Origin of the sequence: Mycobacterium sp. 852002-51613_SCH5001154, from assembly GCF_001667425.1 — a bacterium.
GTDB lineage: Bacteria > Actinomycetota > Actinomycetes > Mycobacteriales > Mycobacteriaceae > Mycobacterium.
This window is the reverse complement of the sequence record NZ_LZII01000078.1, coordinates 24,329-36,725: the sequence shown is the minus strand read 5'-3', so window position 1 is coordinate 36,725 and position 12,397 is coordinate 24,329. Positions and strand designations below refer to the sequence as shown.

Below are 12,397 nucleotides of genomic sequence, written 5' to 3'. Positions count from 1 at the left end.
ACCTGCACGTCCGGACACTGGGCGGCCGCGGAGGGGATGACCGAACCGGCGAGCGCCGACGCGCCGAGGCCGGATGCCGCAACTACTGCGGGGGCAAGGGAACGGATGATCGTGCCGCGACTGATGCCCATAAGGGTGCCTCCCCAACTGCCAACGTGGTCAAAAATCCGCCATCGTTTCCTGTATACCGAGGTGCGTCGACAAGCGCCGGATGAGGGCCGCGTGTCGATGCACCGAAATGGCATCCATCCGAACGGCTGGGAGCCACGTAGCGAAAACCCCTGAGCCGTTGTCTGGGTGCCGTTTACCAAGGATAGCCGGGCCCCAATCGCAACGCTGGCGACACAGGACGGTGACGGCATGGCCACGGGTGAAACCGGTTTCGAGGACGTGACTTTCGACGGGCCAGCCGCCCGATAAGGGACGCCCCGTCGCAGCTTCGGCTCTGCGGCAGCAGCTTTGGCGAAAAAATGGCCGTTAGCTCCGTCGCCCTCGTCGTCCCAACCGGTGCGCGCGGACGCCCAGGTACGACCAGCACCGAGGCGCCGACGCCGAAGCAACGGGTGGTTTGCCAAGCTACCCGGTTGATGTCAGTAGGGTCACACGCCGCCGACACGGTGTGCGTCTTGCACACAGGTTTATTAGAATTCCGTAAGGTTAGTGAGAGTTCTTTGTGTGTATGTACGCAGCGAGTAGCCACGGAGCAGGTTGTGAACACGGACCGTTTCGACGCCGTCATCGTAGGCGCGGGCTTCGGCGGCATAGGGGCCGCGATCCAGCTCAAACGCCTCGGATATGAAAACTTCGTCATCCTCGACCGCGAGGACGACCTGGGCGGCACCTGGCACGTCAATCACTACCCGGGCATCGCCGTCGACATCCCGTCGACCACGTACTCGTACTGGTTCGAACCCAAGCCGGACTGGTCGCGGCTGTTCGCGCCGGGCCGCGAGGTGAAGCAGTACGCAGCGGACGTCGCCGACAAGTACGACGTGCGTCGCCACATGCGGTTCAACTCGACGGTGGAAGGCGCCCAGTGGGACGAGGACGCCGAAGTCTGGCGGGTGGCGCTGGCCGACGGCGAAACATTGGCGACCCGCTTTTTGATCACCGCGACGGGCTTCCTGTCGCAGCCGCGGATGCCGGACATCCCGGGGATTGCGAGCTTCGAGGGCAAGGTGGTCCACACCACCGCGTGGGACCACAACTTCCGGTACCGGGGGCGCCGGATCGCGGTGATCGGGACCGGGGCGTCCGCGGTACAGGTCATCCCGGAATTGGCCGAACGGGCTGCGGAACTGACCGTGTACCAGCGCACCGCGACCCACGTGCTGCCCAAGTTCGACTTCGGGTTCCCGCCCGCGGTGCGGCGCCTGTTTGCGCGGGTGCCGGCGGCGCAGCGCGGGCTGCGGTGGGTGACCGACGTCATCCTCGAGGTCATCATGATCGTCTGCGCGCTGCACGTCCGGGAGTTCCGCGGGCGGGGGAACATCTCCGCCGCCGACCTGGCCAAGATCAACCGGTTCCGGTGGATCCGGGACAAGGAAATGCGCGACAGGTTGACGCCGGACTACGACCTCGGCTGCAAGCGGCCAACCTTTTCCAACGAGTTCTACCGCGCGTTCAACCAGCCGCACGTACACCTGGAGACCAACTCCATCGCGCGGATCGAGGCCGACGGCATCGTCACCGTCGACGGGCGCAAGACCGTCATCGACACCCTGGTGTTGGCGACCGGCTTTGACCTGTGGGAGGCCAACTTCCCGGCCATCGAGGTGGTCGGCCGCAAGGGGCGCAACCTGGGCAAGTGGTGGCGGGAGACCAGGTTCCAGGCTTACCAGGGCGTCACCATGCCGTACTTCCCCAATTACCTGAGCCTGGCCAGCCCGTTCGCCTTCTCCGGACTGTCCTTCTTCCACACCATCGAATACCAGATGCGGCACATGGGCCGGTTGCTCGGCGAGGTCAAGCGCCGCGGTGCGACGACCTTCGAGGTCACCGAAGAGGCCATGGAAGATTTCATGGAGCGGATGACCAAACGGCTGGACAGTTCGGTGTTCTACTCCGGTAACTGCGCCACGTCGCGGTCGTACTACTTCAGCCCCGGCGGTGAGGCATCGCTGCTGCGGCCGACGTCGACCTTGAACTCGGTGCGGGAAGCCGCCACGTTCCCGTTCAGCGATTACGCGATCGCCTAGCGCCACATCGCCACACCAGCCCCGGCCCGGGAAGCGGTCCGCTGTTTGCCCGCCTCTGAGCGACAACTAGGGCGTGCCGCCGCATTGTCGCTGTGAGGCGGGCAAACATCGCGCCACGGCTCGAAGAGGCTGGTGTGGCGAATGTGACTGCCGGGTGCGCCATTCCGCCCGTTACGCCGGCGGCATTAGCACCGTGTCGATCATGTACACCGTCGCGTTGGCGGTGGGCACGCCACCACAGACCAGGCCCGCGTTGTTGACCTTGAGGCCGTTGCCCTGTCCGGTGACGGTCACGTTCGCGCCCTGAACGGTCTTGTGAGCGCCGGCGACCCTGGCCGGACTCAGCTGGCCCGGCACCACGTGATAGGTCAGGATGCTGGTCAGCAACCTGGAATCCGTCTTCAGCTCGTCGATCGTCTGTGGCGGCAGCTTGCCGAATGCGGCGTCGGTCGGCGCGAAGACCGTGTACTGGCCGTTGTTCAGCGTGTCAACCAGATTGACATTCGGGTTCAGCTTGCCCGACAGCGCCGAGGTCAGGGTGCTCAGCGCCGGATTGTTGGACGCCGCTACCGTCACCGGAACCTGCGACATTCCCTCCACTGACGCCGGGCCGCTCGGGTTGGCCGCCGCGTAGTCGGAGCAGCCGGGGCCCACCAGGTCGGCCGCCGCCGCCGTTGGAGCGGTCACCACACCCAGACCCAGCATCGCCGCTACCGCGAAACCTTTCGCCGCCACCGACGTCCTGTGTACTTTCATCGCCTTTGACTCCTTTGGTTGGTCGGACATTTGATGAGTGATTCGGAGCCCGGGCACCTTCGGATTGGTGCGGGGTGGGATGTGTCAGCCGTAGGTGAACGAATACACCTGCAGCCCTTCGTCGGGGCGAACCTCGAGAGTCCCCGATTGCGGTTGCTCGCCGGCGACGATCTGGTGTGACGTCGGCGGCCCGCTGATGGGAATCGCGACGGATCGTCCGTCACGGGTGACCGTGAGGGACCCCGTGCCACCGACGACGATGTAGACGTTCTTGGCGTGGTAATTCAACTCGATGCTGGACTGGTTGCCGGCTGCGGTGGCGCCTTGGTAGTCCAGCGACCACGGACCTTTCAGAGCGAAGCTATCGGCGGCCAGCGTGGGCGGATAGCCGAAAGTGGTTGTGCCTGCGTCGTATACCCCGCCGCCATAGTTGACGACCTTCCCGACGCCAAAGTAGGTCTCGGGTGTGGTCTTGTCCGGTGGGGTTGAGCCGCTCGCATCTGAGGGGGGAGGCAGCTTGAGCCCGGGATGGGCCGCCACGAGCAGCTGCCTGATCAGGTCCTCGGTGACGTTGTAGTCGCCTTCGCCGAACTTGATGTGGCGCACCTGGCCGGCGGCATCGATCAAATACTCCGCAGGCCAGTAACGGTTGCGGTAGTTCGTCCACGAGGAGTAGCCGTTGTCCAAGGCGATCGGGTACGTGACGCTCAGGTCGGCGGCCCCTCTGGCGACGTTGCCGGGCACCTGTTCGAACGAGTACTCCGGGGTGTGGACCCCGATGACCTCGAAACCGTCGCCCTGGTAGGCGTTGTACCAGTTGACAACGTGGTGGATGGCGCGTTGGCAGTTGATGCAGGAGTATGCCCAGAAGTCGATGAGCACGACCTTGCCGCGCAGGGACGCAAGTGTGATCGGTTGGTTGCCGGGAGTGTTCAGCCAACCGGCGATGCCCTTGAGATCGGGTGCCTGGCCGCAATTTTCGAGCTCCCGACCGCCGTCACTGCAATTGGACAGCAGCGCGTTCTGGTCGTTGACGATGCCACCGAGGTTGAGCTTCTCCCGGACCGTGCGGTCGGCGGCCAACCGTTGTTGCAGCCCGCTGGTGTAGTCGGGAACGGCACGTTGCAGAGCCGCGGGGACATTGAGCACCAGGCCGACCGCGAGCACGATCATCACGATCCCGGCCGCGACCCGGACCTGCCGCTGCCGCCGTCGAAACGCTCCCACCCGTTGGGCCACCCGATGGCCCGCCAACGCGAAGACCAACAACGGCAAGGCGGCGCCCAGCGCGAAGGTGCCAGTCAACACGACAGTGCGCAGGCCGAGGGGAGCCGTGGCGCCGGCCACCACAATCGCGGCGAGAATGGGCCCGGCGCACGGGACATACAGCACGCCCAGCGCCAGGCCAAGACCGAACCCGCCGCCACCAAACCCCAACTGCTTTTGCGGGATACGCGCGAACGGACGCTCCAGCAATTGCTCGACCCGCGGGAAGATCAGGCCGAGACCGATGGCAACCAAGGCGACCAGGGCGACCCAGCGGATAGCGTCCTGCGGCAGGTGCACCAGCGACAGCAGTGTCGAGCCGGCCAGCGTGACCGCGGTGAAGCTGAGCACCAGACCGCCGATGACGAGGTAGGGGCGGGCACTGCGCGACGTGCGCCCCGGCCTGACCGCGACATCCACGCCTGCGCCGGAAACCGGTTGTGGGGCAGGGTCATCGGCGCGGCCCTGCGCGCCGGCGAAGAAGATCACCGGCAGCACCGGCAGGATGCACGGCGATACGCCGGTGATGAGACCTCCAACGAAGCCGATCAGCGCAATGGTGAGCATGAAAGTCATTCGCTGCCAGGGGCGCCGCGGATCGGTTCCGCCGCAAAGAAAAACAGCCCGGCCGAAGCCGGGCTGTTCATCCCTGATTCGCGGGCGGGCTACTGGCCTGGGGGCATCAGCACCGTGTCGATCATGTACACGGTCGCGTTGGCGGTGTGCACCCCGCCGCACACCAACCCGGCGTTGTTGACCTTGAGGTCGTTGCCCTGACCGGTCACGGTCAGCTTGGCGCCCTGCAGGGTCGTGTGGTCACCGTCGACCTTCATCGGGCTGGCCTGACCCTGCACGACGTGATAGGTCAAGATGCTCTTGAGCAGCTGCGAGTCCGTCTTGAGCTGGTCGATGGTGGCCGCCGGCAGCTTGTCGAACGCGGCGTTGGTCGGCGCGAAAACCGTGTACTGACCGTTGTTCAACGTATCGACCAGGTTGACGTTCGGGTTCAGCTTGCCCGACAGCGCCGACGTCAGCGTGCTCAGCATGGGGTTGTTGGACGCCGCCGTGGCGACCGGGTCCTGAGCCATCCCGGCGACCGAGCCGGGGCCGCTGGGGTTCTGCTTGGCGTAATCGCCGCACCCCGCACCGATGAGGTCCGCCGCCGGATCGGCCGCGGCCGACGTCGTCGCCGGAGCCGCCATGCTGCTGGTGACTGTGGCCATGCTGCCGCTGGTCATCGGTTCGGATGCCGATTTGTTGTTCGAACACGCCGAAAAGCCAACTACCGCAATCGTCGCGAGCCCTGCCGCAGCGATTGTCCTGCCCCGAACGCTGATCATCGCGTTTGCACTCCTTCTCCATGGACGGCGTAAACCGCCGCCTTTCGACCGGACAGGAGTGATTCGGAGACGACGCGGCCGCGGACGGATTCGTTTTGAAATTCAGCCGAGGGGCAATGCGGCCAGGATCGTTCCGGTCGGCCGCGGCGACCCGGTACCGGGTTCGACGGTGAACGCCAGGGTGGTGGACGATCCGAGGTTGGTGAGCGTCGCCGTAGTCGACGGTGCCACCGCCGCGGTGCCCATCGTCCCGGCCGACGTCGGGCCCTTGTCGCTCAGCAACCACATTTGGTAGACGGTCCCCGGCTTCGGGGGCGGGACGTTGTTCATCACCAGCACACCGGCGTTGCGGTCGTGGGAAAAGACAACGGTGGCAGTGCCATTGCCGAGCGGGCCGGAAACGGTGCGCACGTCCGGGGCCGCAAAGACCTGCTCGGCGATGGTCGACGGGGGATGCGGGCGCATGAATATCCCGACGCCAAATGCGGCGGCACCGACCACCACGGCTGCCGCCGCGGCCGCCAAACCGGCGGTGCGCCAACCGTACTTGCGCTCGTCGCGGGCAGGTATCGCCGACAGCGTCGCGGCCCGCAGGCGCGCCGGCGGTTCGACGGCCGTCGTCGCCGAGACGACGGCCATCGTCTCGCGGATGGCACGGACTTCGTCGTCGAAGGCCGCCGCCACCGATCGTGGCGCGGCCGCCACCCGCCGCTCGATTTCGGCGCGTTCCTCATCCGACACGGCATCCAACGCGTATGGCGTTGCGAGCTCGAGCAATTCGAATTCGTTCGGTTCGGTCATGGCACTTCCAGGCAGTTACGCAAGGCGCGCAGCGCGTCGCGCATGCGTGACTTGATCGTCGACAGATTCGCGGCCAGGCGGTCCGACACCTGGCTGTAGGTGAGCCCGTCGTAATAAGCCAACTGAATACACTCCCGCTGCGTGTCGGTCAACGCGCCCAGGCATTCGACGACGCGGCGGCGCTCGTCGCCGGCGATCGCCGAATCGGCGACGACGTCACTGGCGGGGTCGGCGCTAGCGGCGGCGTAGCGGGTATCGCGCCTGCCGGACGCCTCCTCGGTCCGCACCCGGTCGACCGCCCGTCGGTGCGCGATGGTCAGCAGCCACGAAAGAGCCGAGCCTCTGCCGGCGTCGTAGCCTGGCGCCGTCCGCCACACCTCGCAGTAGATGTCCTGGGCGGTTTCCTCGCTGTAGCCGGGATCGCGCAGGACGCGCATGACCATTCCGTACACCCGACTCTTAGTGAGGTCGTAAACCGCGGCGAACGCGTCGCGGTCCCCGCGCGCGACCTTCTGCAGCAGCGCGTCCAGGTCCTTGCTGGGCGTGGGCGGTCCCGTCATCGATCGGTAGCCTAGCGCCAGGCAGCTGTCCACTCCCGTGATTCGTAGCCCAAGACCCCGCGGACGCTTCGGTCCGCTGTACTCGGCTAGATCAGTTGGGCCAGCGTGGTGACGACGATGAGGGCCAGCACGGCCGTCCCGATGATGTACACCTGGCGCCGGGGGGTGAGCCGCATCGGCAGGGGCTGCCGCTGCAGCGTGCGTTGCCGGCGCACGGCGATCACGAACGTCGCGAGGGCCACGGCGCCGGCCAAAGCCGCGGGGATCACTGCCGTTGGCCCGACGGAACCGTGCAGGTTTTTGATCATCAGCAGGGCGCCGTTCGCCAGGAAGGCGAAGGACGTCCGCGTCCAGGCCAGCGTCGTCCGTTCGGCCTGACTGCCGCTCAACCGATGACCACCTTGACGATCACCAACGCGAGCGCGATGAGCCCCACCACCGTCAGACCGACGGCGAGGTAGGTCGGTGAGGGATGCCGGGGCAAGGGGGCGCCGCTGCGCATGGCGCGATCCGCCTGTTGCCAGCGCAGCAGCCCCATCCCGCTGGTGAGAATGGCCAGCAGTGCAAGGCCGACGCCGAGCACGCGGCGCGCGCCGGGTATCCCCAGCTCCGGGACCAGTTGCACGACGGCGACGGCCGCTGCGAGCAGGCCCAGCGCGGTGCGCTGCCAGGCCAAAAACGTCCGCTCGTTGGCGAAGGTGAGCCGGTAGTCGGGCTCGTGCTCGTCGGCGGAGTCGGCCACCAGGACATCGTAGATTCATCAGTGCCCGAGGTTGCATGATTGCGCGTGTGGTCAAGGCGCTGTTGTTCGACGTGCAAGGCACGGCGACGGACTTTCATTCGACCGTCTGCGACGAGGCGCGGCGGATTAGCGCCGGCCGCCACCCGGACGTCGATTGGCCCGACGTGGTGCGGCGTTGGCGCGCAGGCTACTTCACCGCGCTCGAGGACGCCCAAGCTCGGCAGACCGGATGGGTGTCGGTGCACTCGGTGTACCGGCGGGCGCTCGACGATTGCGGCGTCCCATTTTCGGACGCCGAACGCGACGAACTCACCCTGGTCTGGCGGCGGCTGAAGCCCTGGCCGGACGTGATGCCGGGGCTGACACGGCTTCGAACCGCGTACACGCTGGCCACCCTGTCCAACGCCGACGTGTCGACGGTCATCGAGATTTCCAAGCGCGCGGGCCTGCCCTGGGACGCCGTCTTCGCCGCGGAGATGGCCGGGGTGTTCAAGCCCGACCCGGCGATCTACCGGATGGCCGCCGGCTACCTGGGCCTGAGCCCCGACGAGATCATGATGGTGGCCAGCCACAAGTACGACATCCGCGCCGCGGCCCGGCTGGGCTTCCGGACCGCGTTCGTCGCTCGGCCACTGGAGTTCGGCGTCGACGGCGAGGCCGACGTTGTCTATTCCGACGAGTTCGACGTCAACGCGTCCGACTTCCTCGACCTCGCACGGCAACTCGGCAGCTGATCAGCGGCGCGCGGACCCGGTCAGCGCCTGCCCGTTGGCCGACTGCAGCAGGCAGATCACGGTGCTGGGGGTGGGATTGGCCCCGGTGCGATCCTGATTCGAGTCGATCAGGTAGGTGATCGAAAACGGGCTGCCGGCAATGGGTCGGCCGGTATACGGGGCGAATCCGTCGTTGCAGTCCTTATTGGCGACGATGGCGACGGCCTTGTCCACGGCCATCGGGGCGCGCAGATACACCTCGGCCAAATGTGCTGTGGCACAATCAACCACGGTGACCGTCACGCGGCTCAGGTCGATCGGTGGCAGGTCGGCCACGCACTGGCCCGTCTGCAGGTCGATCCACTTCTCGGTGTGCGAGCCCGGCGGCGACGGCGCGGCGGTGGCCGTCGCGCACAAACCTAATATCGCCACGGCGGTCAGGCCGCCTAACGCATAAAGGCCACGCATGCAGTAAGTTTAGGCACCCGTGAGCGCCGGGTCGGGCTTTTCCGAGGACATCGAGAGGAATCCGCGCGCGCAGCGCGCGGCCAGCAGCCAGTTCGCCGGCTTCTTCATGTCCAGGCCGCCGAGGAGCTGTTTGATCATGGTCAGCGTGTCGAAGTAAATGCGTTCGCAGACAAGCGTTTCGGCTTCGTCGAAGACGAAGTAGGCGGTCATCCGGACCCGGAACCGGCTGCCGGTGGGCGGAACCTTGCCCAGGTAACCGAGATGGGTGCCCATCAACCAGAACTCGACGATCACCGCGTCGGCGCTGTGCCGCAACGCGATGATCTCGTGGTCCTGGTCGGGAAACGCGGTGCGCGTGTAGGTGTAGTAGTCGCGCACCGCGGCGTCGCCGTCGTGCACGATCATCTGCGGGATCAGCTCGTAGCGCGGATGCGGGAAGGTCGACAACACGTCGTCCCAGTCCTGGCGGACCTCGTCGTGGAAGTGGTCGAGCACGAGCTTCTCGCGGGCGGCCAGCACCTCCGCGGGCGGAAACGCGGGAATCGTCATGACGACTAGGTTAGGCCCGGAATTGATATCGCATGCGCTATCAAATTTCAAAGTGCGCACATGCTTCCGGACTGCGCGCTACCCCCGCGGCGGGGTCCAGGCGACCGGCAGGGCCTTGATGCCGTGGATGAATTGCGACAGCAGGCGCGCGGGTTCGTCGGTCGCGACGATGTCGGGTATCTCGCGGCGCAACTCGTCGAAGATCACCCGGATCTCGCGGCGGGCGAGGTTGGCGCCCAGGCAGAAATGCGCCCCGCCGCCACCGAAGCCGAAATGCGGGTTGGGGGTGCGCGCCACGTCGAACAGCCAGGGGTTGGCGAAAGTCGACTCGTCGCGGTTGGCCGAGTTGTACCACAGCACGGCCTTGTCGCCCTCCGCGAGCTTGGTGCCGCTCAGCTTGAAGTCGCGGGTCAGGGTCCGCCGCATGTAGACCACCGGCGAGGCCCACCGCACGATCTCCTCGACCGCCGTGGGCGCCAGCCGGTCGAAGTCGGCCCACCACTTGTCCCGTTCGTCGGGGTAGCGGGACAGGGCGAGCACGCCGTGGCTGATCGCGTTGCGCGTCGTCTCGTTGCCGGCCACCACCAGCAGGATGAAGAAGGACGCGATCTCGGCCGACGACAGCCGTTCGCCGTCGACCTCGGCTTCGACCAGGCTGGTGGTCAGGTCGTCATGGTGGTTGACGCGGCGGTCCTCGGCGAGCGCGGTGGCGTACGCCCCGATGTCCATCGAGATCTTGAGGAATTCGTCGAAGTCGGTGGTCAGGTCGGGGTCGCCGAACCCGAGAATCACGTTGGTCCAGTGGAAGATTCGCTGATGGTCTTCCTCGGGAATGCCCATCATGTCGCAGATGATCTGCAGCGGCAGCGGCCCGGCGAGCTCGGTGACCAGATCGGCTTCCCCATTGGGGTGATTGGTGATCAGCGACGAGACCAGCCGGCGGGCCCGCTCGCGTACCGACGCCTCGATGCGGGCCACCACCTTCGGGGTGAACGCGCGGCTGACGATCGAGCGCAGCCGCTGGTGCCGCGGATCGTCCAGCACGATCATCGAGCCGAAGTACTCGGCGATCTCGGGCGCGTTGTCGTTGACCGTGATGTTCGGGGTGCTGCTGAAGATCTCCGGATGACGGCTGGCGAAGTGAACGTCGTCGTGCTTGGTGAGCGACCAATACCCGTCGCCCGCCACGAAGCCCTCCATCTCGATCGCGGGCCAGAACGACAGCGGGGCTTCCCGGCGCAACGTCGCGAAGGCACCGTCGCGGAAGTCGTCGTCGAGACCCCAGAAGTCCAGCGAGTCGAGGTGAATCTCGGAGAGGGGGACTTCGGGCGGTGGCGCCCCGTTGGTTCGCGTCGCGATACCCGTCTTGAGACTCACCGATTACCTCCTAGGAAACCGCTAGTGCGTACACACGGTCCTGCCACCGGCCGATTGCGCATCGGCGACCACGTTGCCGTCGAGCAGGATGCGGCAGCGGATGGGGCCCACCCCCTGCGCGCTGATCACGTACACCTGGCCCCCGAACGAAGTGAATTCCGTCGACCAGGGCAGCGGCGCGTTGACCTGGTGGAGTTGACCGGTGTCCGTTTGATATACGAGGTACTGCGCGACGCCGGCACCGGTCACCTCGTAACGGGCGTGGGGCATCTCGGGGATCGCGTGGGCCACGCCGGGGATCGTCCCCGCGCAACCGACACCCACGGCGAACAGAATCGAAAGCCCGCGCACATGCTTCGTCATGATTTGCATCGTGTCACCACGCGCGGTGCTACGGAAGCTTTCCGCCCTAACGAAAGCCGTTCTAGTGTGAGTCCCACGGGGGCGGCTACGGAAAGGTGAGTATGTCGGAACACGGCTCGAAGCGTGTGGTGGTCTGGGGCACCGGCTTCGTCGGCAAGATGGTGATCGCCGAAATCGTCAAGCATCCGTTGTTCGAATTGGTGGGTGTGGGGGTAAGCAACCCCGACAAGGTTGGGCGCGACGTCGCCGACGTCTGCGGGCTGCCCGAGCCGACGGGCATCATCGCCACCGACGACGTCGACGCCCTGATCGCGCTGAAGCCCGATGCGCTGGTGCACTACGGCCCGACCGCGATGCACGCCAAGGAGAACATCGCGCTGATCACCCGCTTCCTGCGTGCGGGCATCGACGTGTGCTCGACGGCCATGACCCCGTGGGTGTGGCCGACCATGCACCTCAACCCGCCGCAGTGGATCGCGCCCATCACCGAAGCGTGCGAGCTGGGGGAGTCGTCCTGCTTCACCACCGGCATCGACCCCGGCTTCGCCAACGACCTGTTCCCCATGACGCTGATGGGCCTCTGCTCGGAGGTGCGCCGGGTGCGCGCCTCCGAACTGCTGGACTACACCAACTACGAAGGCGATTACGAAGTCGAGATGGGCATCGGCCGCGAGCCCGAATACCAGCCGCTGCTGGAAGACTCCAACATGCTGATCTTCGCGTGGGGCGCAACCGTCCCCATGATCGCCCACGCGGCCGGCATCATGCTCGACGAGATCACCACCACCTGGGACAAATGGGTGACGCCCACCGAGCGCAACACCGTCAAGGGCGTCATCAAACCCGGACACGTGGCGGCCGTCCGATTCACGATCAACGGAATCTACAAGGGCGAGACCAGGATTCAGCTCGAACACGTCAACCGGATCGGCCTCGACGCCGCCCCCGACTGGCCCTCCGGCCATGACAACGACGTATACCGGGTGGAGATCGAGGGCACGCCGAGCGTCTTCCAGGAAACCGCGTTCCGGTTCACCGACAACTCGGGCCGCGACGCGGCTACGGCCGGCTGCCTGGCGACCGGGATGCGTGCCCTCAACGCCGTGTCGGCCGTCAACGAGTTGCGGCCGGGCTGGGTCACGCCGCTTGACCTGCCGCTGATCGCCGGGGCGGGCAACATCCGGTGACCGGCGCACAGCCTGCACATAGGTGCCGCAGAGACTTGGTACAGGTTTCGGCGGCACACTTACGGCTAGCCTGGTTT

At 66.3% G+C, this 12,397-nt stretch carries 14 protein-coding genes and 1 pseudogene; 3 read left to right on the top strand and 12 right to left on the bottom strand.

Annotation, left to right across the window (positions count from 1 at the left end; genetic code table 11):
- Positions 1-131: pseudogene (locus A5750_RS26430) on the bottom strand (cutinase family protein); the annotation flags it as partial.
- Positions 132-710: 579 nt separating this feature from the next.
- On the opposite strand from A5750_RS26430, the gene A5750_RS20430 reads away from it, so the two are divergent.
- Positions 711-2,198, top strand: a complete 1,488-nt coding sequence (locus A5750_RS20430; protein ID WP_067265319.1) for an NAD(P)/FAD-dependent oxidoreductase — start codon at positions 711-713, stop codon at positions 2,196-2,198.
- Between the two features lie 171 nt (positions 2,199-2,369).
- On the opposite strand, the gene A5750_RS20425 is transcribed toward A5750_RS20430, so the two are convergent.
- From A5750_RS20425 to A5750_RS20395, 7 genes are all read right to left on the bottom strand, one after another.
- Positions 2,370-2,954, bottom strand: a complete 585-nt coding sequence (locus tag A5750_RS20425) for a fasciclin domain-containing protein (RefSeq protein ID WP_067265312.1) — start codon at positions 2,952-2,954, stop codon at positions 2,370-2,372.
- An 84-nt stretch (positions 2,955-3,038) separates the two neighbouring features.
- A complete protein-coding gene (locus A5750_RS20420) occupies positions 3,039-4,787 on the bottom strand; it encodes a cytochrome c biogenesis protein CcdA (protein WP_067265322.1) in 1,749 nt (582 codons plus the stop codon).
- 98 nt (positions 4,788-4,885) lie between these two features.
- A complete protein-coding gene (locus A5750_RS20415) occupies positions 4,886-5,560 on the bottom strand; it encodes a fasciclin domain-containing protein (protein WP_067265308.1) in 675 nt (224 codons plus the stop codon).
- Positions 5,561-5,662: 102 nt separating this feature from the next.
- Positions 5,663-6,361 carry an anti-sigma factor domain-containing protein gene (locus tag A5750_RS20410; RefSeq protein WP_066949612.1) on the bottom strand — a complete coding sequence of 233 codons (699 nt, stop codon included), beginning with the start codon at positions 6,359-6,361 and terminating at the stop codon, positions 5,663-5,665.
- Positions 6,358-6,921 carry a sigma-70 family RNA polymerase sigma factor gene (locus A5750_RS20405; protein WP_067265305.1) on the bottom strand — a complete coding sequence of 188 codons (564 nt, stop codon included), beginning with the start codon at positions 6,919-6,921 and terminating at the stop codon, positions 6,358-6,360. The genes A5750_RS20410 and A5750_RS20405 overlap by 4 nt, the downstream gene beginning before the upstream one ends.
- Before the next feature lie 86 nt (positions 6,922-7,007).
- Positions 7,008-7,310, bottom strand: coding sequence for a DUF202 domain-containing protein (locus A5750_RS20400; RefSeq protein WP_067265301.1), 303 nt, complete (start codon positions 7,308-7,310; stop codon positions 7,008-7,010).
- A complete protein-coding gene (locus A5750_RS20395; protein ID WP_082948078.1) occupies positions 7,307-7,663 on the bottom strand; it encodes a YidH family protein in 357 nt (118 codons plus the stop codon). Before A5750_RS20395 ends, A5750_RS20400 begins: the two co-directional genes overlap by 4 nt.
- A 35-nt stretch (positions 7,664-7,698) precedes the next feature.
- Between A5750_RS20395 and A5750_RS20390 the strand changes: the two genes are divergently transcribed.
- Positions 7,699-8,397: a haloacid dehalogenase type II gene (locus A5750_RS20390; protein WP_067265295.1), complete on the top strand. Its 699-nt coding sequence runs from the start codon at positions 7,699-7,701 to the stop codon at positions 8,395-8,397.
- Here A5750_RS20390 and A5750_RS20385 read toward each other — a convergent pair whose 3' ends face one another.
- The 4 genes from A5750_RS20385 to A5750_RS20370 form a co-directional block, all read right to left on the bottom strand.
- Positions 8,398-8,844, bottom strand: coding sequence for a hypothetical protein (locus A5750_RS20385; RefSeq protein ID WP_067265292.1), 447 nt, complete (start codon positions 8,842-8,844; stop codon positions 8,398-8,400).
- Positions 8,845-8,853: 9 nt separating this feature from the next.
- The gene (locus tag A5750_RS20380; RefSeq protein ID WP_067265289.1) at positions 8,854-9,393 is read right to left on the bottom strand and encodes an ester cyclase; all 540 of its coding nucleotides are present in this window, start codon (positions 9,391-9,393) and stop codon (positions 8,854-8,856) included.
- A 78-nt stretch (positions 9,394-9,471) separates the two neighbouring features.
- Complete coding sequence (locus tag A5750_RS20375; protein WP_066949640.1) at positions 9,472-10,770, bottom strand: cytochrome P450; 1,299 nt, start codon at positions 10,768-10,770, stop codon at positions 9,472-9,474.
- 21 nt (positions 10,771-10,791) lie between these two features.
- Positions 10,792-11,133 carry an MmpS family transport accessory protein gene (locus A5750_RS20370; protein ID WP_197505481.1) on the bottom strand — a complete coding sequence of 114 codons (342 nt, stop codon included), beginning with the start codon at positions 11,131-11,133 and terminating at the stop codon, positions 10,792-10,794.
- Positions 11,134-11,234: 101 nt separating this feature from the next.
- Between A5750_RS20370 and A5750_RS20365 the strand changes: the two genes are divergently transcribed.
- Complete coding sequence (locus tag A5750_RS20365; protein ID WP_067265285.1) at positions 11,235-12,320, top strand: dihydrodipicolinate reductase; 1,086 nt, start codon at positions 11,235-11,237, stop codon at positions 12,318-12,320.
- Positions 12,321-12,397: the final 77 nt, after the last annotated feature.

Excerpts from the sequence above, each read along its gene's own strand:
- A5750_RS20425 (WP_067265312.1), bottom strand. The coding sequence starts at position 2,954 with ATGAAAGTACACAGGACGTCGGTGGCGGCGAAAGGTTTCGCGGTAGCG.
- A5750_RS20420 (WP_067265322.1), bottom strand. The coding sequence starts at position 4,787 with ATGCTCACCATTGCGCTGATCGGCTTCGTTGGAGGTCTCATCACCGGC.
- A5750_RS20415 (WP_067265308.1), bottom strand. The coding sequence starts at position 5,560 with ATGATCAGCGTTCGGGGCAGGACAATCGCTGCGGCAGGGCTCGCGACG.
- A5750_RS20410 (WP_066949612.1), bottom strand. The coding sequence starts at position 6,361 with ATGACCGAACCGAACGAATTCGAATTGCTCGAGCTCGCAACGCCATAC.
- A5750_RS20405 (WP_067265305.1), bottom strand. The coding sequence starts at position 6,921 with ATGACGGGACCGCCCACGCCCAGCAAGGACCTGGACGCGCTGCTGCAG.
- A5750_RS20390 (WP_067265295.1), top strand. The coding sequence starts at position 7,699 with ATGATTGCGCGTGTGGTCAAGGCGCTGTTGTTCGACGTGCAAGGCACG.
- A5750_RS20385 (WP_067265292.1), bottom strand. The coding sequence starts at position 8,844 with ATGCGTGGCCTTTATGCGTTAGGCGGCCTGACCGCCGTGGCGATATTA.
- A5750_RS20380 (WP_067265289.1), bottom strand. The coding sequence starts at position 9,393 with ATGACGATTCCCGCGTTTCCGCCCGCGGAGGTGCTGGCCGCCCGCGAG.
- A5750_RS20370 (WP_197505481.1), bottom strand. The coding sequence starts at position 11,133 with ATGACGAAGCATGTGCGCGGGCTTTCGATTCTGTTCGCCGTGGGTGTC.
- A5750_RS20365 (WP_067265285.1), top strand. The coding sequence starts at position 11,235 with ATGTCGGAACACGGCTCGAAGCGTGTGGTGGTCTGGGGCACCGGCTTC.